We start from the raw sequence: 22010 nt of genomic DNA on the forward strand, positions 1-22010 counted from the left end.
ACACGCCATCCATGGCATGCTGAAAGCTAAAACAGAATTTGACGGGACTCGTTTTTACACGTTTCCTGTTGAAGCAAAATCATAAAATTTTATGATGTCTTGCAAAATTGGGCTTGTGGTTTAAGAGAGTATCTACATAGCCCGGTGTTTCAGCCCGTTGATCGCGACTCGCAGCGCAACGCGCCCTGACTGCATTCCCCCTAACTCGTGGGAATGAGAAAAAACACACCCGCCTTTCGCCTTTTATCTCATTCGTAATAACAAAATGAGTAAATTCTTCATATTTCAGTTTATCAATGTTCATCTATATCAATCTGTAGCTGAATGGTTACGACGCCTGTCGATATAACGCTCCACCAAATCCAGAACGGCTTTGGATTGGTAGCCTTTGGCCAAACTGCGTAACTGCTCGGCAAACGGGCGATAGCTTGCATCAAGTTCATCCAGATAATCGGCCTGGATGATAATATCCCGCATACTGCCTTCCGCTGCCAGTTGACGCAAAACCCTCATTTCCTCCAGCTGCGGCGCATCCAGCCATTCGTCAGGTTTATGTTTCGGTGATGGTTCGGTTTTAGGCAACGCATAAACCCAGTCGAGTTTTAGCAGAACGGCGAGTTGCGCCATCAAGCTTTTTATCTCGATAGGCTTGGTCAAAAAGACGTTGATCCCGGCTTTCAGGGCTTCGGCAACATCGTAAGCGGAAGCGCTGGCCGAAACGGCGACAATCGGCGTTTGCCCGAACCCCGGCATTCGTCGAAGACGACGCGCGGTTTCCAGACCGTCCATCTCGGGCATGACCATATCCAGCAGGATCAGATCCGGCTTCCGGGTTTCGACACTATCCAGACACGCCCTGCCGTTGGCTGCCTCGGCGGTTTCAAAACCCAAACGGCTGAGCATATCAATCAGCAACGCCCTGTTTACCTCGGTATCGTCCACCACCAGCACCCGCTGACGCGGCCCCAGATACCCCGTGATATGTTGTTCGACCGGCATAATATCCCCATTGACATCAACAATCTGGGCGTCAAGATCGAACCAAAAGGTGCTACCCTCGCCAACCCGACTGCTGACGAAAATTTCACTGTCCATCAGCCTGACCAGCTCGCGGCTGATCGGCAAGCCCAGACCGGTGCCGCCGGTGCGTTGCTGCCTGTCTCCCGCTTGCTCAAAAGCTTGGAAAATAGTTTCCAGTTGCCCGGTATCAATACCGACACCGCTATCCTGTATTTCAAAGCGCAAACGGCCAAATTCGACATGCGCTCCCTCTCCCTCTGGAGAGGGCTTTTTCAATACCGTTACCCTCAGGCTGACTTGGCCTCGTTCGCTGTATTTAACGGCGTTAGACAACAGATTGAGCAGCACCTGCCTTAGCCGCGTCTCGTCGGCGCGTATCCCGGCGGGTACATCCTCTGCAATGTCACAAACAAAAACCAGACCCTTCTGCTCCGCCTTGACAGTGATGATACTGGCGATATTACGCAGGAAGCGCGGCAACTGGATCTCGCTCAAGTTCAACTCCTGCTTGCCCGCCTCAATCTTGGCAAAATCCAGAATATCGTTGATCAGCTGCAGCAAATATTCGCCGCTTTGCTGTATGACCTTCAGCATCACGCTCTGGCGTTCGTTCAGGCTGTTTTCGCCCAGCAATATCTGGGTGTAACCCATAATGCCGTTCAATGGCGTACGCAGTTCGTGGCTCATCCTCGCCATAAATTCGCTACGCAGTCGCGCCAGCCGTTCCGCCTCGACCAGAGCCACTTCCCGCGCCATCTCCATGGCTTTACGATCGCTGATGTCGCGGGCGGTACCTACCGTTCCCAACACGCTGCCGTCCTCGTCAAAAACCGGCGCCTTGCAGGTTTCTACCCAGATGGCGCCATCGCGCGCATCGGCAAGAAGTTCTTCCACGGTCTTGCACTGCCCGGCAGTCATCACCTCCGCGTCGTCGGCACGGTAAGCCTCGGCATGTTTGCGCGGCCAACAATCCAGGTCGGACTTGCCGACCAACTCGTTCACACTATGGGCGCAGGCTAATGCCATAGCCTGATTAACGACCAGAAACCGGCTGTCCTTGTCTTTGAGCCACGCCATCATCGGCAGCGTGTCGATCAGGGTGCGCAGATAGCGCGTCTGGAGCCGCAACTCTTCGGTACGCTCCAGCACCCGCTGTTCCAAATCGATGTTGAGCGCGCGAATTTCATCCTCGGCGCGCTTGCGTTCGGTGATGTCGCGCACCAGTGCAAGGCTGTAGGTCTTGCCGTCATATTCGAACTGGCTGGCGTTGATCTCGACCGGGAATATGCCGCCGTCCTTGCGGCGGTGCTCGGCTTCGAAGGATTCCACAAGCCCCTGCTCACGCTGTCGCTGCCAGATCGCCCACACCATTTCAAGCGTCCAACCTGGGCCGATATCCATGACCGACATCGTCAACAGCTCGTCGCGACTGTAGCCGAGCGCCCGGCAGGATTCGTCGTTGACGTAAAGAAAATGCGCGCCGTCATCCATCAGATAAGCCGCTTCATGCACCTTATCCAGAGCTTGACTCATCACCGCAATGTCATGCTCGGCCTGCTTGAGTTTGGTGATGTCCCGCCCAACCGCCAGCGCACCGACTATTCTGCCTTGCTCGTCGCGTTCGGCTACGATCCGGAAGTTGTGGATTTGCGTGCCTTCGTCCGCATGCCGCACCTGCACTTCGAGCTCTTGCGGTTCACCGGTTTCCAGCACCCGCCTGATATTTTGCGAAAATTTGTCGATCTGCATCGCACACACTTCAGGCGGTGTTTGTTCCGGCGTTTGCCCGAGCAGCGCGCCGGAATTAACATAAATCTTGCGGGCATCGGCGTCGTAGCGAATGATGTGGTCAGGAATGTTTTCCGCCAGAGTACGGAATTCCCGTTCGCGAACGGCCAGCGCCTCTTCGGTATGCTTGCGTTGCGTAATGTCGATAAAAGTGACAATGACTTGAGTTATTTCGCCATCCTTGTCGAACACTGGATCGGCATTGACCAGCGCCCACACATCGTTTTGATTATTGGGGCGATGTACGCCTAAAACATAGTTTACGAGCGCCTTGCCCGATGCCAGCACTTTGTTGACCGGGTACTCGTCTAGCGGTGCTGTGCTGCCATCCTCTCGGAAAAAACGCCAAGTCGGATCAACGGCAGTTTTGCCGTACAGTTGGTCTTTCGAAAGCCCGAGTATTTCCTGCGCCACCGAGTTGGACGTGAGAATTTGCGTATCGGCGCCATGCACAACCACTGCGGCCTGGATCTTCTGGATCAAGGTTCGGTATTTCTCTTCACTCTCTTTTAGTGCATCTTCCGACAATTTGCGCTCGGTGATGTCGCGGCCGATAGTCAGTGCGCCGATTACTTCGCCGTTTTCATCGCACTCGGCAATCATGCGTATGTTATGAATCATATGCAGCTGCCCATCCGAGGGCGTCACTATTTTCTCGATTTCGCCGCTCTCGCCGCAGGCAAGAACGGTATCCAAAAGCTGTGCGTAATCGTCGTATTCGCCGTTGGGGAACAATTCGCGGACTGTCGTGCCGAGCATTTCCGCTGCATCGGCCTCCAAGGTTTTTTCGAGCACCGGGTTGACGTAAAGGAGCCGTCCTTCCTTGTCATAACGGAGAATATTATCCGGCAGGCTTTCCGCCAGGGTGCGGAACTCGCGCGCGCGTGCGATCAACGCTTCTTCGGCGCGCTTGCGTTCGGTGATGTCCTGCACGGTACCTAACGAATACAGGGGCTTGCCGTCGTCGGCATAGCTGGTTTCGCAACGCTCCAGTACATGCTTGACCCGCCCGTCCGCCATCAGCAGGCGGTGCTCGATTTCGTAAGGTTCCCGATTTTCAACCGACTCGGTATAGGCGCGGTCGACAGCTTCACGGTCATCGGGATGAATGATTTCAACGAAGGCCTCATAGGAGGCGCCGAACTGCTCCCGGTCAATTTCGAAGATGCGGAAGATTTCCTCCGACCAGCGAAGGACATTGGTCGCCATATCCAGCTCCCAACTGCCGATATGCGCGATGCGCTGGGCCTCGGTAAGATTCTGCCGGCTTATCAGCAAGGCGTCTTCCATTTGCTTACGTTCGGTAATGTTGCGGGAAAGCACGATGAAACGCGGCTCTTCCCCTTGAACGGCGGGCTTGCCGGCCACGGAGAGTTCAAACCAGAAAGCGCCGTTCGGCAGCGACAATTCAAACTGCTTGCCGGTTGACATGCCGTTTTCATGCGCTTCACGCAAGGCTGACATGCAAATTTCCGCCGCATCGGCAGGCATGACTTCCGGCACTGTTTTACCGAGCAGGTCTTCACTGGGGGCGACCAGCAAATCGCTATGCGGCGAATGATAATCGTAGTAGCGCCCATCCAGCCCCAACTCGAACAAAAAATCGGGAATCGTATCCAGCGTGGCTTGAAGCTTGTTTTTGGCTTGCAGCACCTGCGTATTGAGCGCTGCCAGCCTCCGATGAGAACGCTTCAAACGTACCAGGAAAAAGCCGGTGCCAACCAACATCACGACGCTGCCGCCAAGCACGGTCCATAACCAGCGCTGTTCGAGCGCATGATGCCTAAGTTCCGCAGCCTGTTGCTGGTTATGGCGGTTGAGTTTATCGATCTCGCGCTGCTTGCTTTCGGTTTGGTAGCGTCGCGTCAGCTGCAACACCCGCATGGCGGCCGTGTCTTTTGCCATCTTGGCCGCCATCTCGCTTGCTTCGAGCATAAACCGGTAGGCTTGATGATGATCGCCGTTGGCGGCGGCGATCTCCGCCAGCTGTTTCGCGCTATCGGTCAGGTAGAGCGGGGTGCCGATTTCCTTGGCCAAGGCATAAGCCTGTTCGACATCGCGGTGCGCCCCGTCACTATCGCCCAGCGACATCCGGCTCCTGCTGCGGGCGTTCAGCGTCCACAACAGGCCGATCTTGTTGGAATAGCGTTGATAACGCCCGATCATTTCGTCGAATATCGGCAAGGTTTCGGCATAACGTTGCTGCTTGCGCAAGTTATCGGCGAGAGCATACTGGCTGAAATTGACGCTGAAAGGGACATCTATAGCGAGAAAAACCGCAACTGCCTCGCGAATCAACCGCTCCGCGCTTTCCAATTCGCCGCGATTGTTTTGGATATAGCCAACCCCCATCAGCGCATAGGCTTCCATCAGCCTGGAACCGGCGATCCGGGCTTGCTCCAGCATTCGCTGATAATATTCGCCCGCTTCATTCAGGTGGTCGCTCAGTTCGTAGGCAATTGCCAAGCCATGATAGGCGTAGACCAGCGCCAGCGGATTGTTGCTTTGCCGGGCAATATCCAGCGCTTGCATCGACATGGTAATCGATTCGTCGAGCTGATCGGTGCGGCGGTACATCATTGCCATTCTTAACAGTGCTTCGCCGAGCAGATCCGGCCGATCCACCCCGTCCAGCACCGACAGACTGTGAATCGTAGCGGCGATCGCATCGTCGATGCGAGCCTGATTGACCGCATTTAAGGCGGTATTGAGGTCGGCTTCGGCTTGGCCGACCGAGTCGTTATGTTGCTTGGCGAGTTCCATTGCCTGTTGGATATGCGTAGCCGCTTTTTCAGTTTGCGCCTGATAGACTTCGATGCGCGCCAGCAAATTGAACAGCCGTGCCTGATCTGCAGGCCTAGCGTCGGCGGGGAGATCGGCCTGCAAACGCTCGGCTTCGGCGTAGGCGCGTTGCGTGTCATTTTCCGCCAGCATACGTGTCTCGCCCGCTTTGTTGCGCCATTGTTCCAATCCAGTATCGGCATGGGCTACGCCGTACAGTGCGAAAATCAGTAGCGGAGTGCAAGCTTTGCTTGCCCATCGTATAACTTGCAGGCAAAGCCTGCACTCCATCCTTAAATTGATGGGCATGACCGCCATCAGAACCGTGCAGTCATCGTCGCGCCAACCTGAGTATCGTTGACCCAAACGCTCTGCGACCGGGTTTCCACGCCGTAATAGGACCTGCTGCGCAACGTATTTAGCAGATTCATGCCTTCAGTAGCCGCGGGTGTAAACCGGCAACGCGCCGACCCCGACGATATTGGTAACGCCGCTCAGGAAGGTGTCGCGCCAGTTATAAGCGACTCGGGCCGAAAACGGGCCTTTCTCGTACATGCCGATCAGGTTGTAGCTGTGTTTGGAGAGGTTTTGCAGCGGGACGTTCCGGCCCAAAATACTGCTCGGCGTTTCGCTGTCGATATAGGTGTAATTGGCCTGCGTACCGAACCCCCTCAACCAGCTCGGCAGGAAATCGTAGAACTGCTGATAACCGGTCTCAAAGCCGTTGATGGTCGCGTCAGTACCGTTTTGGGGGCGGCTGACCTGATAGGTAAAGCCGTCATGAACTTCAGGATTGCTGACGGTAGTCACGAAGCCGTCGACCTGTTTTAGAAAGCCGGTGACATAAACCGAGGTGGTTGGGTTGAAATATTTTTCCACCGCCAGATCGAAATTGTCGGAACGAATCGGCTTCAATTCAGGATTACCGGCGCTACCCTGATTCAGCGACGGGTTGATGGTGTTGCGGATCAAGGGCAGCGACGGCGACAGCTGATCGAAATTCTGCCGGGTTATGGTTTTAGAGACTCCAGCGCGCAGATACAGGCTTTTTAGGAGCTGATAACGCAGATTCAAACTGGGCAGATAGTCGATGTCGGTACTGTCGATGTTAATGGGCAGCACCGCACTGGTGCTTGGCGCTGACTGGCTGCCGGTTACCGACTCCGACGTTTGCGCCGCGCGCAGGCCGACGACCAGAATGTCGTTAAGAGCGACGGTCCCGGTATCGCTGGAACTGTCGCTCTTCGCAAATGACGACGCCGACTTGGCGACAATCAAAGCCCAAACACCTAGCCACGGTAAATGTTGAAGTCTTGTATGCATTAATAAACGTTTTAATCCCGCGTGAAAACGGCACTTTGTCGGCCAATATGACAGTTATAAGGGTGGTTCCGGCAAAAAACTATAGCGACGATTGATTATACTGAACCGACTTTATGCCGTCTCCACATAGGGTCTGCGGCGTTATTAACCCCACACCCGGCATGCCTTCTGGATTTCGGATTAAGGGGCATTTCCGGCATGAACCGCCCATAATTCTGTAATTCAGGAATGAAAATGAATACTATAGATTGTAGCCTTATAGTGTTCATTTTGGCTAGATATGCAGCCGCTTTACAACAAGAAGGATCGATAATAATGAGAGTTGCATTTGCCAAGGCATTGAAAAACGCCAGAAAATCGCGTGACTTGACCCAAGAAGACTTCTCCGATGTTTCCAGCCGGACTTATCTGAGTTCATTGGAGAGAGGTAAAAAAAGTCCCACTCTGGATAAACTCCAGACCCTTGCCCAAACCATCGGCATACATTGCCTGAGCCTGATAGCGCTAACCTATTTGTATAGCGAAAAGGAAAAAGATCTGGAGACGCTGCTGTTACGCATCAAAAATGAAGTCGAGAGTGTTGAACGTAAAAAATAAAGCGCGATAGTAAACCCTGTAATTTGGCATGAATATCGACGCTCAACGCTACTTAACCTAATACGATTTTTTGGTAACAGGTCATGCGGCTAATAATTTAACAACCTACAGATTTGATTCATTACCCGGAAAAAATGTGCTGGATACGCTGCGTGACTATTTCAATAGTCGTATTGAAGCTGTCTGATGAGTCCCAAAAGCAAAAGAGGGCTAAGGGCGCCATCTTTATTGGACACTAAGTGATTTTAAAGCGTGGTACAGAACAGAAAATGCGGCTTGGAATGAGGTAAATGGTGCGCCCGAGGGGATTCGAACCTCTGACCACAGCCTTCGGAGGGCTGTACTCTATCCAGCTGAGCTACGGGCGCGTGGGGCGTATTCTAACCGATCGACACTACAATTACGACAACATTGTTTTCAAGTGCGCCAGACTCGCCTTGCCGCGCTCTTTGATGACTTCCGGGGCCAGCTGTTTTTTGTTGACCCATTCCAGGTCATCGGCAGGCAGTTCGCTTAAAAACCGGCTGGGCTCGCACTCGGCGACTTCACCGTAACGTTTACGATGGGTGCAGTAGCTGAACGTACAGGTGCGCTGGGCGCGGGTGATGCCGACGTAGGCCAGGCGGCGCTCTTCTTCTATGTTGTCGGTTTCGATGCTGTTTTGGTGGGGCAGGATGTTTTCTTCGATGCCAATCAAAAACACATGCGGAAACTCCAGTCCTTTGGCGGCGTGCAGGGTCATCAGGCTGACCTGATCGCTGGCCTCGTCTTCCTGGTTGCGCTCCATGATGTCCATCAGCATGATTTTGGCGACGATTTCCGCCAGCGGTTTTTGACCGTCGGTTTCCTTGTCGGCAACTGCTCCATGCGTTGCTCTACCTCCGGCATCCCTGCCGTCGTCGGCGATGCGTCTCAGCCATTCAACCAGCTCGTAGACATTTTTCAACTTGCGGTCGGCGGATTCCTTGGTTTTGCTTTCTTCCTGCAAATGTTGCGAATAACCGATTTGATCGATGAATTGTTCGATGACCGCGAAAGTATCGCCCCGATCGATGCGGTCTGCGGTGTCGATGACCCAGTCGCGGAATTTTTCCAGCCGGTGCATGGCTTTTTCGGACAGTCTTTGGCTCAGGCCGAACTCGGTGCTGGCCGCGAACAGACTGATATGCCGCTCATTGGCATAGGCGCCGAGCTTTTCCAGTGTGGTCGGGCCGATTTCCCGTTTCGGGGTGTTGATTACGCGCAAAAACGCCGCGTCGTCGTCCTGATTAACAAACAAACGCAGGTAGCCGAGGATGTCCTTGATTTCCGAATAGGCGAAAAACGAGGTGCTGCCGCTGATGAAGTACGGGATGTTGTTTTCCCTCAAGCCTTTCTCGAACAAGCGGGACTGATGGTTGCCGCGATATAAAATCGCATAATCCTGGTAATTGCTGCCGGTTTTGAATTTGTGATGGATGATTTCGGACACGATCTGCTGGGCTTCAATCAGCTCGTCTTTATGGCTTAAAACCCGCAGCGGATCGCCGTAACCGAGCTCGCTCCACAGGCGTTTTTCAAAGGCATGGGGATTGTTGGCGATCAGTTGGTTGGCGACCTTGAGGATGCGCCCGGTAGAGCGGTAATTCTGCTCCAGCTTGATAACTTGCAGACGTGCATAGTCTTTTTGCAGTTGTGCCAGATTCTCCGGCTGCGCGCCACGCCAGGCATAAATGGACTGATCGTCATCGCCGACCACGGTAAAGCGTCCCAGGTTACCGGCGATCAAGCGCACCAGCTGATATTGGGTGATATTGGTATCCTGATATTCATCGACCAGTAAGTAGCGGATCTTGTTTTGCCATTTTTCCAGGATGGCCGGATGTTGTTGAAACAGCAGTACCGGCAACAGAATCAGGTCGTCGAAATCAACCGCATTGTAGGCTTTCAGGCTGCGTGTGTAGTCGATGTACAAATTGGCCGCCGGGTATTCGGTGGCTGTTGCAATCGTTATGGATTGTTCCGGCGTGACAAAGGCGTTTTTCCATTGGCCGATTTGCCGGGCGTAAATATCAATATTGTCAATATCGCAATCCTTTGCGCCGTGGCTGATCAAGTTGCGCAGCAATGTGTGCTTGTCCTGCTCGTCAAACAGGGTAAGGCCCGATTTATAGCCCAGCGTCTTGGATTCCGCCCGCAATATATCCAGTCCTAGGGAATGGAAGGTTGATACCCGCAGGCCGCGCTGTTGCTTGTCATCCAGCAGTTTTGACACTCGGCTTTTCATTTCCCGCGCAGCTTTATTGGTGAAGGTCACCGCCGCAATATGCCGTGCAGGCAGGCCTTGCTTGACCAGGTAAGCGATTTTTTCGGTAATCACCCGCGTCTTGCCGCTGCCCGCTCCGGCCAGCACCAATAAGGGATGATCAATCGCTTTAACAGCAGCTTGTTGTTGGGGGTTTAGTTTGGACATTGATGCCTATAAAAAAATTCACCATGAAGACACGAACGACTGCATGGACAGATTTTTGCTCCTGCAAAATCTGCATTCCCCACATCCCTGTGGGTTATGCAGGAGGTAGAGCACCAACAGTAGGCGCTTTAGGCGATGCAGGAGCAATTGCCGAGGACACGAAGTTTTATATTTTTCTGTGTATCCTTCGTGGTGCTTTTGTGACTTACGTCACTGATTATTTGCAGATCGATTGCGCCAATATCCCGGTTTGCGGTGGCAGTGCATGATAGAAAGAATGAGCACGTAATCCTTTTCAATTGAGTAAAGAACGACATAAGGAAAAACACGGGTTAAACATCGGTGAATGTCATCTTCAATTATCGGCCAACGTTCAGGCGCTTCAACTATTTGTTGGATGACATGCTCGACCGCTGCCATGAAGCGCAGCTCCAATCCAGGCTGACAACTTGCATAATATCGAGCGGCGTCTTCATATTCGGAAAGCGCCTCTGGATGAAACTCGAATCTCATTTTGCAACAGATTTTCGTACACTTTCCAAAGCATCCTGTCCTGGGATGGTAGTAACTGCACCGCTCCTGACATCATCACGGCGAGTGCGAGCTTCAGCCGCCCAAAGCTGTCGGATATAAACATCCTCCAAAGGGTCAAGGCTCTCAACCAAGCGGTCAGCGAGCAATGCGCGAGCATCGCTAGGGAGTGCAAGCGCCTCTTCGGCTATTTGTTCAATAGTGAAACTCATGTTCGGGACTCCTGTTATGAAGTTCAGCTAGTTCCCAAGCTCAAGTTTGGGAGTTCGGTTTTGGAAGCTGGAGCTTCGCCTTCCGGGTTCCCAATCTGGAGATTGGGAACCCGCGTAATATATACATTCTACACAGCATAGCGCATTAAACCTTACGATCCAGCTTGCGATAACTAATCGCTTCACTTAAATGAACTGTTTCTATATTTTCCGATTGGGCAAGGTCGGCAATGGTGCGCGCCAATTTTAAAATCCGGTGATAAGCCCGATGCGACAGACCGAATTTATCCATCGCCTGTTCTAAAATCAGGTGGCTTGGCTCGGACAGTATGCACAGTTGTTTAACTTCCTTTGCCGTCAACGCCGAATTGGCTTTGCCGCTACGCGCTACGGCCAAGTTACGAGCCGCGACCACGCGCGCCCTGATTTGCTCGCTGCTTTCTTCACCATCCGGCGAGCCTTTACGCAACACTTCATGCGAGATTCTGGGCACTTCAAGGTGCATGTCGATACGATCCAGTAACGGGCCGGAGACTCGGGCACGATAACGCATGACCTGCTCGGAAGTGCAGTGACAACGACCCGAGGCATCGCCCAGAAAGCCGCAAGGGCATGGATTCATCGCAGCAATCAATTGAAAGCGCGCCGGGAAATCGACTTGCCTTGCGGCGCGGGAAATGGTGATGTGCCCGGTCTCCAGCGGCTCCCTTAGCACTTCCAGAACTTTGCGATCGAATTCCGGCAGCTCGTCGAGAAATAGAGTTCCATTATGCGCCAGCGATATTTCACCGGGTCTTGGGTTACTGCCGCTGTGACTTATTTTAATTAATGATACCATGCTAACAGCAAATCAATAAGTTATCTTAAAATATTGGTAATTAATGAGACTATTTTGTTGCTAATTGCTGAGACTAACTATACAATGAGCGCTAATTGCTGAGACTGGGTTAACGATGTACGTTCAGACTAGAAAAATCAAGCCAACCAGACGAAGCGTATCTGGCATTTTCCCATTTCGAGGCATTGATTCTATCCCCTTTGAATCAACTCTTGAAAGAGATTTTCTAATTAGGACTGAGCATAATCCTTTCGTCACAAAAATCGTAGCCCAGCCAGCTCAGATTCCGTTTATTGGATTAAACGGTCGAACATATACCTACACACCTGATTTTCTAGTTTACTTCGAGAACCAGCCTGGTTCTCGAAAGCCAATGTTAGTTGAAGTTAAACCACAAGAAGCGTTGCTAGAACACTGGGAAAAGTTGAGGCCTAAACTTAGAGCTGGCTTTCGGTACGCCAAACTACGAGACTGGAATTTCCGAATCTATAATGAAAACCGGATACGCGATCAGTTTTTGGAAAACATCAAGTTTCTTAATGGCTATAAACGTAGAATCCTGTCTTCTGAAAAATCTCAGTTAATCTGCTCCACATTAAAACTGCTCGGACCAATATCCATAACCGATTTGGTCGATAGCCTTACCAATAGCCACCTAGAAGATAAGGTAGACCAATTGTGTATTTGGCAATTATTGGCTTTCAAACATCTTGGTTGTGACTTAGGCAAACCTTTAAGTCCACAGACGATGGTATGGATTTCTAGCCAGGAATCATGCAATGAGTAACAAGTTGCTCCCCGATGAAATGGCTTCTATTGGCATCGCCATGAATCGGCAAAGACTTAAGCCAACCCCTGGAGCTTATGTATCTGTAGATGATAAAGTTTATCAAATCAAAGATATCCTGAGTTTTGAAAGTGCTACTGGAGTTGATGTAGAAACTGGCCGAACTCATCCATTGCTATTTACCAAAATGAAGTTGATTTCCACTATAGAATCAAACTTACAAGCTGTTGCATCTCAAGATATTGATGAAATAGCAAGTAAAGATTGGAAAATAGCTACTGAGCGTTATGAAGCCATTAAACCTTTGTTAGTAGAAGGTGGCGTTCCCAAAAAAGTTGTTCGAGAGAGAGCTCAAGAATTAGGCGTGGGTGTCGCCACGTTATATCGCTGGATTCAAAAATTCAAAGGTATGGACGTTCTTACTGCACTTATTCCACAGCAGCGCGGGTATAAAAAAGGGAAAAACCGTCTCTCACAAATCGCAGAAACTATCATTGAGTCAGTTATAAATGAAATATTCTTAAAGAATCAAAGATCGACTCAGAAAAAAGTAATCCTTGAAGTCGAGCGACGATGTCACCAGAAACAAATTACTCCCCCCAGTAATTATGCGATTCGCGCAAGAATTGCCAAATTGAGTGACAAAACAGTTCTGAGAGCCAGAGGTTTTAGAGAAAAAGCAAAGAATAAATATAAGCCAGTGCTGGGTAGTTTTCCAAACGCGACTCATCCCTTAGCTGTAGTTCAGATAGATCATACGCCAGCAGATATCATTCTTGTTGATGACCTATACAGGAAACCTATCGGCAGGCCATGGATTACATTAGCAATTGACGTATATAGCCGAATGGTCACTGGTTACTATTTATCATTTGATGCGCCTAGCGAAACGTCAGTAGCCATGTGTGTGGCCCATGCCATTTTGCCCAAGGAAGACTGGCTTAAACTTCATGATGTCGATGCTGAGTGGAATGTATGGGGATTTCCTGAAACGATCCATACTGATAATGGAGCCGATTTCAGATCAGGTAATTTTAAAAAGTCCTGCCTGGTTCATAACATTAAACTTGAATTCAGGCCAGTCAAACAACCTCAATACGGTGGACATATTGAACGATTGCTTGGAACCTTATTGCAAGAAATTCATGATCTACCCGGCACTACTTTTTCTAATATTAAGAAAAGAGATGGATACGATTCTGAAAAGAATGCCGTTATGACATTTTCTGAGTTTGAAAAATGGCTAGTTACTTTAATATGCAAGATTTACCACAAGCGAGAACATAGCAGCCTAGGCCTGACACCAAGTAAACAATGGGAAATTGGTATTTTTGGAAATGCCACAACTCCACCTCGTGGAGTACCTGAGAGACCTGTAGATAAACATAGTCTTTTGCTGGATTTTTTACCATATAAATCTAGAACGATTCAAAATTATGGCGCAGAGATTGATGGGCTCTATTATTTTGATGATGTTTTAATAAAATGGATTAACTCAACTAAACCTGATGATAAGTCCAAAAAAAGAAAATTTATTTTCCGTATTGATCCTAGAGACATAAGTAGTGTTTGGTTTTATGAGCCAGATTTAAAAAAATATTTCGAAATTTTCTTTTCTGATCGCTCTCTGCCATCAATGAGTTCTTGGGAATTTAAACAGGCTAAAAGTAAAGCGCGGAAAGAAGGCATGAAATCTGTTAACATTCCTCAATTGATGGACGCTCTGACGGATTTACGTCAACAAACAGAAGACGCCAAGGGAAAAACAAAATCAGCTAGATTAAAAGAACAAAGAAGTAGAATTCACGCAAAAAAAGTCACACCAGCGAATCCCACTCAGATAATCCTAATCGAACAATCTTCTATACCGTTAGAGGTAAACAGCAATTTCATTGACGCTGATGAAGACATAAAAGCCTTTGATGACTTGGCTTGAAGCATGACTGAATATCCACACCTAATTCCAGAAATAGCATCAGTTATGGATAAAACTGATGAGGAACGAATGTTTGCCATGGGTGAACGCAGATGGATTGGTTATCCATTGGCAGTAGAAATTATAAAAACTCTTGAATCGCTTCTTATTGAGCAAGAGAAGTCAAGAATGCCAAACCTACTCATATCGGGTGAGTCAAATAATGGAAAAACTACGATAATAGAGCATTTTGTAAAACAAAAAGGTATCGCATATCTTGACGAAGAGTCTAAATCAGTTCGCCCTATCATTCTTGCCCAATCACCACCAGAAGCAAATGAAAAGAGACTTTTAATCTCAATCTTGCAACAATTTTTAACGCCTTACCGGGAGTCGTCTAGCGCTCAAAAATTAACTGATCAACTTATTCATTTGATGAAAGAGTGTCATGTCAAAATGCTTATTATTGATGAAATTCACTCAATGCTTACTGGTTCAGCCAGACAGCAATCCCTAGTCATGAATGTAATAAAAGGATTAAGTAACCAATTAAGAATTCCGATTGTAGGTGTCGGTACAGAAAAAGCCGTGTTAATGTTACATACTGACCCTCAACATTCGAGTCGGTTTGACGTGATTAATCTACCAGTATGGAAGATGGATAGAAACTTCCAGTCTTTACTAGCTAGCTTTGAAAGGTTTTTACCTCTAAGCAAACCCTCAAACCTTCATAAGGCCGAGCTAGCTCTTTTAATTCATTCCATCTCTGGTGGCAACCTTGGTAACGTACATAGGCTTTTGAGAGAGTGTGCGAAAGAAGCAATAAAATCAGGTAAAGAACAAATAGATTCAGAAATAATTCAGTCAAACAACTGGGTCAGACCCACCAAAGGCGTTAGGAGCCTATTCCGTTGAAGAATAAATGGGACATACCTATCATCCTACAACCAAACGAATTACTGTCGTCCTGGCTGATTCGAACTGCACTTGCTAATGGCTGTGATCCATTGATCGTCTCATGGGTTATCTGGGGCAAATGGCGCGCCTGGACAAATGATATAGACCGAAACCCTGGTGAAGACCGGATGCATACGCTGTCAAAGTTCAGCGGCAAAGATTTAGATGATTTAAATCAGTCCATCCTTCTACCGATCGCTTCAACTATTTTAGGCAGAGAACCAACTGCCAATGAGTTGTGGCCATGGCTATTGACGACGGGCACTAGGAATCGGCTCAGGAAAGGCGGTATCCAGTATTGTGTTGAATGCCTGAAGGAAGATAAAAAACCGTACTTCAGACGAGAATGGCGTTTTGCATGGCATGTAGGCTGTTCAAAGCATGGCCAATCATTACGGGATAGCTGCCCACATTGTAATGCGCCATTAGAACCACACCGTCTGGTTGCAGAAGATAGAGAAATCACAAAATGTGTAAGTTGTAACCTCAGATTGCTTGATGTCATGGTTTTGCCAGTCTTCCATGCGGATGCGATGCTATTTCAAATATGGTCTGATAATATTCTAAATCATCAACAACAACCTGTAGTTCATGGCATGGCGGTTAGTGTTTCCAGTTGGTTTGAAATAGCCAGATACTACGAAAGCTTTATTAGACGTTGCCTTATTTCACCGCCCCCAGCACTGCAAAGCTTGTCTGAATCGCTTAATTTTCGGCTTGATCAGAACATCATTGCCGATGTTGAGCTCATCGCCTTTGAACAAATGAACGTTAGGGCAAGGTCTGCATTGCTAAAATCAATATTTAAATTAATGGCATTCACCCAAGATGAACTATTGCATAAGTTAACGGAAGCATCGGTGACTAAACAAGGTTTTAGTAATGCCAAAATTAAATTTCCTGAGACATTAGAGCCAATCGCCAGATGTTTACCTGATAACCAAAGAGCAAAAAAGAAGGCAACAACTCGTAAAACAAACATACAATTAAACTTACCTAAGCCAAGGCCACATTGGGAAGTTAATCGCATGTGGAAGCAACTCTTACAGAAGATGCAAGATGATCCTGACTATGGAAACGGCATCTGACACACTCTATCAATGCGATCAATGTGGACGTTTGACGAATAAAATTCATCGTCGATATCGAGGAGAAACTTATTGTACGACTTGCTACTACAGAGAATTTAAGTCAAGCATCTGTCCACTTTGTGCCAATACCGCCAGATTAAATCGAAAAGATAAACAAGCCGTTTGTAAAAAATGTGAGTACACCGGTATACCTTGTATTCGTTGTGGTAAGACAGATTTCAGTATTGGCAAACTCACTAATCTCGGTCCCGTGTGTAACTCGTGCGCCGTTCATTTTCGAGGAATAAGAAATTGTACTTATTGCGGTGAACCGTCGAAATATATGTCACGCGATAAAAATCTGGGCTTTGATGAGCAGGCGTGTTCCAAATGTCGGCAAAAAAGTTTTGAAACCTGTTCTGTGTGTCGTAGATACCGGCAAACAACACTAACTCCTGATGGACATAAAATTTGTAAAAAATGCTCAGAATCGGGTGAAATTCCTTGCTCGGTATGCCATGAACCGATGCCTGCTGGTTATGGCAATCAATGTGAAACATGCTCACTCAAGCAGCGACGAGATAAGACCATTTATACAAATTGCAAAAAATTCGCAGATGCTGAAACTGGCGTGCTATATCTTGAATTTAGTTCATGGCTTGAGAATCGTAGTGGTCTAAAAAAAACGGTTTCAATGCTTAATCGGTACCTTAAGTTTTTTATTGAAATTGAGTTATTAACTCAAGATTCGATCAGTTATCCAATTTTACTGGCTAAATATGGTGCTGATGGTTTGAGGCGTTGGATGCAGCCAGTCAGCTTTTTAATTGAAAAATTCAGTCTATCTGTTTCCGAAGATGAAAAGCTCAAAGATTCAGAACGTCGTCGAATTGTTAAAATAATGAATAAGCTGTCCGCAGACAATCAAAGTAAAAAATGGTTGGACGAATACTATGGCTATCTATTGGAACGTAACAAAACTAGTATCAAATCAGTTCGTCTGGCAATGACACCCGTGGTTGATCTGCTCAAAACGATAGATAATGGAGATCTACCAATTCAGCGTGACTTAAATGTTTTTCTCAAGAAGAAACCAGGTCAACGAGCAGCCATTTCTGGTTTTGTTGGTTTTCTAAAAAACCGACACAAAGTGAATTGGGTTTTACCTAAGCAAGCCAGCAAATCGAAAATCTATGCTAAACAAGAGGCTGAGCGGAAGTTGGTCAAGTTACTGCGTAATCCCGTAGCAACAGATGTATATCAGCAGAAGCTATTGAAAGCCAAATTACTCTATTTCCATGGTCTCGTACTGAAATCGATGACTGAAAAAATTGAGATTAAAGAGACTGACCAAAAATTAAAGTATGTTGAGCTTTCGGGGAAACGTTATTGGTTGCCGAGCTTGTAATTAGATGGATACCACTGTTGCATGCCATAGAAAAGGGCGATGATCAGGTTATCCAGCCTTTACTGAATAATTGTCTTAATGCGGGATACGTAAATACAAAAAGTTATTCAGCATTAGATTTAACAAATTAAGATGCCTGGAATGCGTGACTTGATTTGCTGCCGCATTGAAAGAAAGATAATGTAAGCACTCATCCACACCACATCGTCAGGTGGTAGACGTTATGATTAATCCATGCCGCTGAATGGTAATAACTCGTCGATGCGGCTGTTGTGCCGAGCAAGGTTTGAATGACGGCGGCACGCTGTCCGGCGCTTTCGGTGCTGGCGAACAACTCGTTCATTTTTCCCAAGGCGATCGGGCGAACGCTATCAATGTGCAAATTTTGCACATTGCTTTTTTCATCGAATTCCCTTTTGCAAACACATTATGAATGTGTTTGCTGATAACTGGCTGGATTTCAGTGGGTCGCAGCTCAATTTTAAGAGTCAGCAAGCAAGCAGTGATGCCGGGACTTGCCGTTGATTTGTTGAAGGAAGTTTAAAAACGTTTAGTGTAGTAATATTGGAAAGAGATTTATGCGGCAATTTGTTCATAAAGACATTAGCCGCTTATTTTATATGTTAGATTAATGTGAAAACATTTATAGCTTTTCACATAAAAATATAAAATTTTAAATTTACTGTATCTTTCATGCTTACATATGACCTCATTAACACAATAAATCCTATATGATCAGTATGTTGCATGTCATTAATGAGCACAAAATAATCTTATGCTACGATTGCCAGTTCTTACGGGCATCCGAGATTATCAAAAAAGATAACCAGAGCGTGTTTTCAGTTCGGCCCATAATGAACTATTTAATAAATATTTGAATAATTTACTATTTTCCAAAAAAATAATAATAAATTTATTTTGTGTAACGAAGCATCTACGGTGAAAAATACCGCATTTTTTATAAAAACCTAGTCCTCAGGCTTTATCTCGTCATCGATTAATGCAAGTAACTCAGCTGTTGTAACTCCCAAGCCGATCGCTAATTTACAAATATTACGTAAGGATAGATTGCGCTTTCCTCGTTCTACCTCACCAACAAAGCTTCTGGCCAAGTCACATTTCAACGCTAATTTATCTTGTGCAATGCCTTTTTCCTTGCGAATTTCGGCTAAACGTTTACCGAAAAGCACGCAATACTCATCCATCAGTAGATCCTAGGTTAACTAATTTGTTGTGACAGGATAGTCAAATAACCTGTTAGAAGACACGCGAAATAAAGAGACTCGAATTAAGATGACTCGAAATAAGTGGAGTTTTTGCCGGACTCATTTTATACTGTCGTTCTCAATTTTTTGATCATGGCGATGAAGCCCATACAGCCTGCCTGAGCAATGCTGAAAGCACTTGCGCTTTATAGGTAGAGGCCCATAAACCGCATGAACAACACGCCGGAAAGGTTGCTGATAGTTAAACGGTTGCAAGCAAGAGCCAGCTGGCGCTCATGAAGTTATTTTTAAACGCGAGCAGCAGACACCGGATCGATTAATCGGATGCCTGCCAGGCAAGACAATAGAAATCGTTTCCGCCACAGCTTCTTATATGGGAGCAGAAAAATTACTCTTAAGTACTTGCTAATAAATCAACAAGTATTTTGATAATTAGAGTATCCATAAGCAAAAAACCAATGACAACAAAGTAACTGTCAACTTGTTTCATTGCATTTAACAGACGCATAACTATTAGTATAGGTATTATATTATGAACGATGGCACTATTATTTCTCAATTCCTGAAAGCCAAGGATATTAACCATCATTTGCAAACAATTGATGAATTATCTTTGAGAGACGCGTTATATTTAATAACACTAATTCGATCTTCAGTTGTAATATCCAGTGAGGCCTATATTGGTCCATTTACAAGTGTACCACCAATATTTCCTGACATTAGACCCCATAATGATGGTATCGGTGTAAATCACTTAATTGACAGAAATTTAATTACACTCAGTCAATATGCATTTATAGATGAAAATAGTGAAGTAAAAGAATTATATTTCAACGATACAAAATGGAAGGTTAATATTGAAGACTTTGAAGAAGCGCTATTACAGATAAATGAAATAATCACAAGTGCTGTTTGGCCAGTTAAATGGCGATACGATATCAAAAGAGTTTGGTTGGAAATTGCTATTTTGGAGTGCAGACAATATCTAGAATATCTAGCTAATGAAAGAGATATTAATATTGAAATCACGGATGAAATACAAAATATATTTTTAACTCTATTACGAAATAATTCAGTATCTCAATGTTTTTCTTTGATGCACGATGCTGTATGTGAAGCATCTGACAATTTTTTCAGAAAAATTATTTCAATTGACGATATCGGCAATAACTTTATTCAATGCCTATTTAATAATCGGAACAAAACACACGGGTCTAAAGAAGACAGCAGGCCTGTCAATATTCCGCAATCGCAATTGAGCTACATATTTCATTATGAATTTTTGAAAATTGGAGAGGCTGGTTTTACAGCTATTCCCCATGACATGACATGCCCGAAGAAAATTTAAAGTGTGAAGCGAATCAGATTTTATTCTGTGGCGACACTCACGGTTGCTTAGCAAATATTATTAGCCATCGTACACCAGTATCGACCAGAGGCGATTGTCCTACTGAGTGATTACAACTTAGAAATGCCACTCGAAAATTACTTACAAGTCATTATTAGGATGACACAGATTTATTGGTTTCCTGGCAATCCATATTTTGACTCAACAAAGGAATACAAGAATTTATATCATTCACCGGCGTTACCCCTCTTGCCGGTCAACAATTAATATAAAAATAAGGAGAGAAAGATGATTTATAGCATTCCGAAGCCGGTAAAAGGGACTGTAACAGTGATTACAAGGTGGTCGATTAAAGAAGTAGTTTTTGGGATCAACGAATTTCCAACTCGCCATTTGATTGGCTTCGTACGACAAGAAAGCGCTGGTCGCACGACATCAGCTATTCAATCTTTCGATAAAGAAAATCGGTTAATCCAAACACAATCCGGGCGCTTATATCAATTAACGGACGGACCAGGGCAAGACGGCGATGCAGACTATGTTTGGGGCCAGTGGAAAAATATCAACGGCGTACGAGATGAAAAAGATGTGACCCATGAGTATTGGAATGGCAAGTAATGCCATTATTTTTAACTTTAGTCTGGCTGCCGGTTCACCGGATCATATAGCCAAATCAATTTGTGTTTAGAGAAGTCATGAAAATACATGAAATAAATGCTCAACATAAACAGGGATCACAACTGACAACCAACAGCCTGCGCTTAGTCTGCATGTCCGACCTGCATAGCCTGAATTATGCATTTCCAGTTCCGGATGGCGACGTCCTGATTATTGCCGGCGATATCTGTGGATACGGCTCTCATGATGAACTCAAAAAATTCGATGATTTTTTGAGTGGTTTGCCACACAAACATAAGCTGTTGATTGCGGGCAATCACGATTGGCCGTTTGCTCGTGTTGATCCTAGCGAAGCCAAACTACTGGTAAAAAATGCGATTTACTTGATGGACTCAGGCATTGAAATTGAGGGCATAAAATTCTGGGGCTCGCCCTGGCAACCCTTTTTTTGCAACTGGGCATTCAACCTGCCTAGAGGTCCCGAGCTCGCCAAGGTATGGGCCAACATTCCTGACAATATCGATGTCTTGATTACCCATGGGCCGCCATACGGCATTTTAGATGAAATCTATAACGGGGAAAGAGTAGGTTGCCAGGATTTGTCAGATGCACTGGAACGCGTCAAACCTAAAGTGCATGTGTTTGGCCACATCCATGAAGGCTATGGCATGCTTAAGCAAAACGGTACGACGTATGTGAATGCATCGCTGTGTAACCAGTATTATCAGTTGGTCCATTCACCCATTGTTATTGAGGTTTAAATAAGGAGCAAAAAACTATGCCTATATTTGGTGTTGCGTCAATTGAGCAGGAACCCGAGGAAACGATGATTTTTTGGTCTGTGCGAGAAGCGAAATTTGATCAAGAAAACGATATATCACGGCACCTTGTTGGCTATGTCACCAGGAAAGGCACGGGACGAGTTTCGTCGGCCATTCAAGAATTTGACCGCAAATCCATGACTGTGAAGACCCGAAGCGGCCGCCTCTATCACTTAAGCGGCAGCCCCGGCTTCAACAGTGAAGCAGAATATGTGTGGCTACATTGGAAATCATTCAATGGTGTAAAAGAAGAGGCTGACGTAACGGATCAATACGGTTTCTTACACTGATTTCTCACGTGTAACGCGCCGTAAGGAG

Annotated in this window: 20 protein-coding genes and 1 tRNA gene; 11 read left to right on the forward strand and 10 right to left on the reverse strand. The window is 46.7% G+C overall.

What is annotated here, in order from left to right:
• Window positions 1-79: 79 nt before the first annotated feature.
• The 3 genes from Q8L79_RS13460 to Q8L79_RS13470 all read right to left on the reverse strand — a co-directional run bounded on the left by Q8L79_RS13460 (window position 80) and on the right by Q8L79_RS13470 (window position 6912).
• A complete protein-coding gene (locus tag Q8L79_RS13460) occupies window positions 80-304 on the reverse strand; it encodes a hypothetical protein (protein WP_305272090.1) in 225 nt (74 codons plus the stop codon).
• 5 nt (window positions 305-309) lie between these two features.
• Window positions 310-5955: a PAS domain S-box protein gene (locus Q8L79_RS13465; protein ID WP_305272092.1), complete on the reverse strand. Its 5646-nt coding sequence runs from the start codon at window positions 5953-5955 to the stop codon at window positions 310-312.
• Between the two features lie 69 nt (window positions 5956-6024).
• The gene (locus Q8L79_RS13470) at window positions 6025-6912 is read right to left on the reverse strand and encodes a TonB-dependent receptor domain-containing protein (protein WP_305272094.1); all 888 of its coding nucleotides are present in this window, start codon (window positions 6910-6912) and stop codon (window positions 6025-6027) included.
• Between the two features lie 315 nt (window positions 6913-7227).
• Here Q8L79_RS13470 and Q8L79_RS13475 point away from each other — a divergent pair, with 315 nt between their 5' ends.
• Entirely contained in the window at window positions 7228-7509 is a 282-nt protein-coding gene (locus Q8L79_RS13475; protein WP_305272096.1) for a helix-turn-helix domain-containing protein, read from the forward strand.
• A 291-nt stretch (window positions 7510-7800) separates the two neighbouring features.
• Here Q8L79_RS13475 and Q8L79_RS13480 read toward each other — a convergent pair.
• Together Q8L79_RS13480 and rep are read right to left on the reverse strand one after the other, a co-directional pair.
• A tRNA-Arg gene (locus Q8L79_RS13480) sits at window positions 7801-7877 on the reverse strand.
• Window positions 7878-7909: 32 nt separating this feature from the next.
• Window positions 7910-9961, reverse strand: coding sequence for a DNA helicase Rep (gene rep / locus Q8L79_RS13485; RefSeq protein WP_305272098.1), 2052 nt, complete (start codon window positions 9959-9961; stop codon window positions 7910-7912).
• A gap of 23 nt (window positions 9962-9984) precedes the next feature.
• Between rep and Q8L79_RS13490 the strand changes: the two genes are divergently transcribed.
• Entirely contained in the window at window positions 9985-10230 is a 246-nt protein-coding gene (locus Q8L79_RS13490) for a hypothetical protein (protein WP_305272100.1), read from the forward strand.
• Here the strand turns inward: Q8L79_RS13490 and Q8L79_RS20145 are convergent.
• The 3 genes from Q8L79_RS20145 to Q8L79_RS13500 all read right to left on the reverse strand — a co-directional run bounded on the left by Q8L79_RS20145 (window position 10172) and on the right by Q8L79_RS13500 (window position 11530).
• Complete coding sequence (locus tag Q8L79_RS20145; protein WP_370869972.1) at window positions 10172-10474, reverse strand: type II toxin-antitoxin system RelE/ParE family toxin; 303 nt, start codon at window positions 10472-10474, stop codon at window positions 10172-10174. The two genes, Q8L79_RS13490 and Q8L79_RS20145, sit on opposite strands and share 59 nt — an antisense overlap.
• On the reverse strand, window positions 10471-10704 hold the full coding sequence (locus Q8L79_RS13495) for an addiction module protein (protein WP_305272102.1): 234 nt from the start codon (window positions 10702-10704) through the stop codon (window positions 10471-10473). The genes Q8L79_RS20145 and Q8L79_RS13495 overlap by 4 nt, the downstream gene beginning before the upstream one ends.
• 145 nt (window positions 10705-10849) lie before the next feature.
• A complete protein-coding gene (locus Q8L79_RS13500) occupies window positions 10850-11530 on the reverse strand; it encodes an ATP-binding protein (protein WP_305272224.1) in 681 nt (226 codons plus the stop codon).
• Window positions 11531-11657: 127 nt separating this feature from the next.
• Between Q8L79_RS13500 and Q8L79_RS20150 the strand changes: the two genes are divergently transcribed.
• From Q8L79_RS20150 to Q8L79_RS13520, 5 genes are all read left to right on the forward strand, one after another.
• On the forward strand, window positions 11658-12329 hold the full coding sequence (locus Q8L79_RS20150) for a TnsA endonuclease N-terminal domain-containing protein (RefSeq protein WP_370869973.1): 672 nt from the start codon (window positions 11658-11660) through the stop codon (window positions 12327-12329).
• On the forward strand, window positions 12322-14265 hold the full coding sequence (locus tag Q8L79_RS13505; protein WP_305272104.1) for a Mu transposase C-terminal domain-containing protein: 1944 nt from the start codon (window positions 12322-12324) through the stop codon (window positions 14263-14265). The genes Q8L79_RS20150 and Q8L79_RS13505 overlap by 8 nt, the downstream gene beginning before the upstream one ends.
• Before the next feature lie 3 nt (window positions 14266-14268).
• Window positions 14269-15159 carry a TniB family NTP-binding protein gene (locus Q8L79_RS13510; RefSeq protein WP_305272106.1) on the forward strand — a complete coding sequence of 297 codons (891 nt, stop codon included), beginning with the start codon at window positions 14269-14271 and terminating at the stop codon, window positions 15157-15159.
• Complete coding sequence (locus Q8L79_RS13515; RefSeq protein ID WP_305272107.1) at window positions 15156-16289, forward strand: TniQ family protein; 1134 nt, start codon at window positions 15156-15158, stop codon at window positions 16287-16289. Before Q8L79_RS13510 ends, Q8L79_RS13515 begins: the two co-directional genes overlap by 4 nt.
• A gap of 325 nt (window positions 16290-16614) precedes the next feature.
• The gene (locus Q8L79_RS13520) at window positions 16615-17679 is read left to right on the forward strand and encodes a hypothetical protein (protein ID WP_305272109.1); all 1065 of its coding nucleotides are present in this window, start codon (window positions 16615-16617) and stop codon (window positions 17677-17679) included.
• Between the two features lie 190 nt (window positions 17680-17869).
• On the opposite strand, the gene Q8L79_RS13525 is transcribed toward Q8L79_RS13520, so the two are convergent.
• Both Q8L79_RS13525 and Q8L79_RS13530 read right to left on the reverse strand, forming a co-directional pair.
• Window positions 17870-18070 carry a hypothetical protein gene (locus tag Q8L79_RS13525; RefSeq protein WP_305272228.1) on the reverse strand — a complete coding sequence of 67 codons (201 nt, stop codon included), beginning with the start codon at window positions 18068-18070 and terminating at the stop codon, window positions 17870-17872.
• A gap of 577 nt (window positions 18071-18647) precedes the next feature.
• Window positions 18648-18884, reverse strand: a complete 237-nt coding sequence (locus tag Q8L79_RS13530) for a helix-turn-helix domain-containing protein (RefSeq protein ID WP_305272111.1) — start codon at window positions 18882-18884, stop codon at window positions 18648-18650.
• Window positions 18885-19437: 553 nt separating this feature from the next.
• Between Q8L79_RS13530 and Q8L79_RS13535 the strand changes: the two genes are divergently transcribed.
• The 4 genes from Q8L79_RS13535 (at window position 19438) to Q8L79_RS13550 (ending at window position 21982) form a co-directional block, all read left to right on the forward strand.
• Window positions 19438-20253: a hypothetical protein gene (locus Q8L79_RS13535; protein ID WP_305272113.1), complete on the forward strand. Its 816-nt coding sequence runs from the start codon at window positions 19438-19440 to the stop codon at window positions 20251-20253.
• A 288-nt stretch (window positions 20254-20541) separates the two neighbouring features.
• On the forward strand, window positions 20542-20871 hold the full coding sequence (locus Q8L79_RS13540; protein WP_305272115.1) for a hypothetical protein: 330 nt from the start codon (window positions 20542-20544) through the stop codon (window positions 20869-20871).
• Between the two features lie 77 nt (window positions 20872-20948).
• Window positions 20949-21632, forward strand: coding sequence for a metallophosphatase domain-containing protein (locus Q8L79_RS13545; protein WP_305272117.1), 684 nt, complete (start codon window positions 20949-20951; stop codon window positions 21630-21632).
• A gap of 17 nt (window positions 21633-21649) precedes the next feature.
• Window positions 21650-21982, forward strand: a complete 333-nt coding sequence (locus Q8L79_RS13550; RefSeq protein ID WP_305272119.1) for a hypothetical protein — start codon at window positions 21650-21652, stop codon at window positions 21980-21982.
• Window positions 21983-22010: the final 28 nt, after the last annotated feature.

Source organism: Methylobacter sp. (genome assembly GCF_030680395.1).
In the GTDB taxonomy this organism is placed as follows: domain Bacteria; phylum Pseudomonadota; class Gammaproteobacteria; order Methylococcales; family Methylomonadaceae; genus Methylobacter_A.

What these genes read in the sequence shown, in the direction of transcription:
- Q8L79_RS13460 (WP_305272090.1), bottom strand. Translation starts at nt 304, where the DNA reads ATGAACATTGATAAACTGAAATATGAAGAATTTACTCATTTTGTTATT.
- Q8L79_RS13470 (WP_305272094.1), bottom strand. Translation starts at nt 6,912, where the DNA reads ATGCATACAAGACTTCAACATTTACCGTGGCTAGGTGTTTGGGCTTTG.
- Q8L79_RS13475 (WP_305272096.1), top strand. Translation starts at nt 7,228, where the DNA reads ATGAGAGTTGCATTTGCCAAGGCATTGAAAAACGCCAGAAAATCGCGT.
- rep (WP_305272098.1), bottom strand. Translation starts at nt 9,961, where the DNA reads ATGTCCAAACTAAACCCCCAACAACAAGCTGCTGTTAAAGCGATTGAT.
- Q8L79_RS13490 (WP_305272100.1), top strand. Translation starts at nt 9,985, where the DNA reads ATGAAGACACGAACGACTGCATGGACAGATTTTTGCTCCTGCAAAATC.
- Q8L79_RS20145 (WP_370869972.1), bottom strand. Translation starts at nt 10,474, where the DNA reads ATGAGATTCGAGTTTCATCCAGAGGCGCTTTCCGAATATGAAGACGCC.
- Q8L79_RS13495 (WP_305272102.1), bottom strand. Translation starts at nt 10,704, where the DNA reads ATGAGTTTCACTATTGAACAAATAGCCGAAGAGGCGCTTGCACTCCCT.
- Q8L79_RS20150 (WP_370869973.1), top strand. Translation starts at nt 11,658, where the DNA reads ATGTACGTTCAGACTAGAAAAATCAAGCCAACCAGACGAAGCGTATCT.
- Q8L79_RS13505 (WP_305272104.1), top strand. Translation starts at nt 12,322, where the DNA reads ATGAGTAACAAGTTGCTCCCCGATGAAATGGCTTCTATTGGCATCGCC.
- Q8L79_RS13510 (WP_305272106.1), top strand. Translation starts at nt 14,269, where the DNA reads ATGACTGAATATCCACACCTAATTCCAGAAATAGCATCAGTTATGGAT.
- Q8L79_RS13520 (WP_305272109.1), top strand. Translation starts at nt 16,615, where the DNA reads ATGTCACGCGATAAAAATCTGGGCTTTGATGAGCAGGCGTGTTCCAAA.
- Q8L79_RS13530 (WP_305272111.1), bottom strand. Translation starts at nt 18,884, where the DNA reads ATGGATGAGTATTGCGTGCTTTTCGGTAAACGTTTAGCCGAAATTCGC.
- Q8L79_RS13535 (WP_305272113.1), top strand. Translation starts at nt 19,438, where the DNA reads ATGAACGATGGCACTATTATTTCTCAATTCCTGAAAGCCAAGGATATT.
- Q8L79_RS13540 (WP_305272115.1), top strand. Translation starts at nt 20,542, where the DNA reads ATGATTTATAGCATTCCGAAGCCGGTAAAAGGGACTGTAACAGTGATT.
- Q8L79_RS13545 (WP_305272117.1), top strand. Translation starts at nt 20,949, where the DNA reads ATGAAAATACATGAAATAAATGCTCAACATAAACAGGGATCACAACTG.
- Q8L79_RS13550 (WP_305272119.1), top strand. Translation starts at nt 21,650, where the DNA reads ATGCCTATATTTGGTGTTGCGTCAATTGAGCAGGAACCCGAGGAAACG.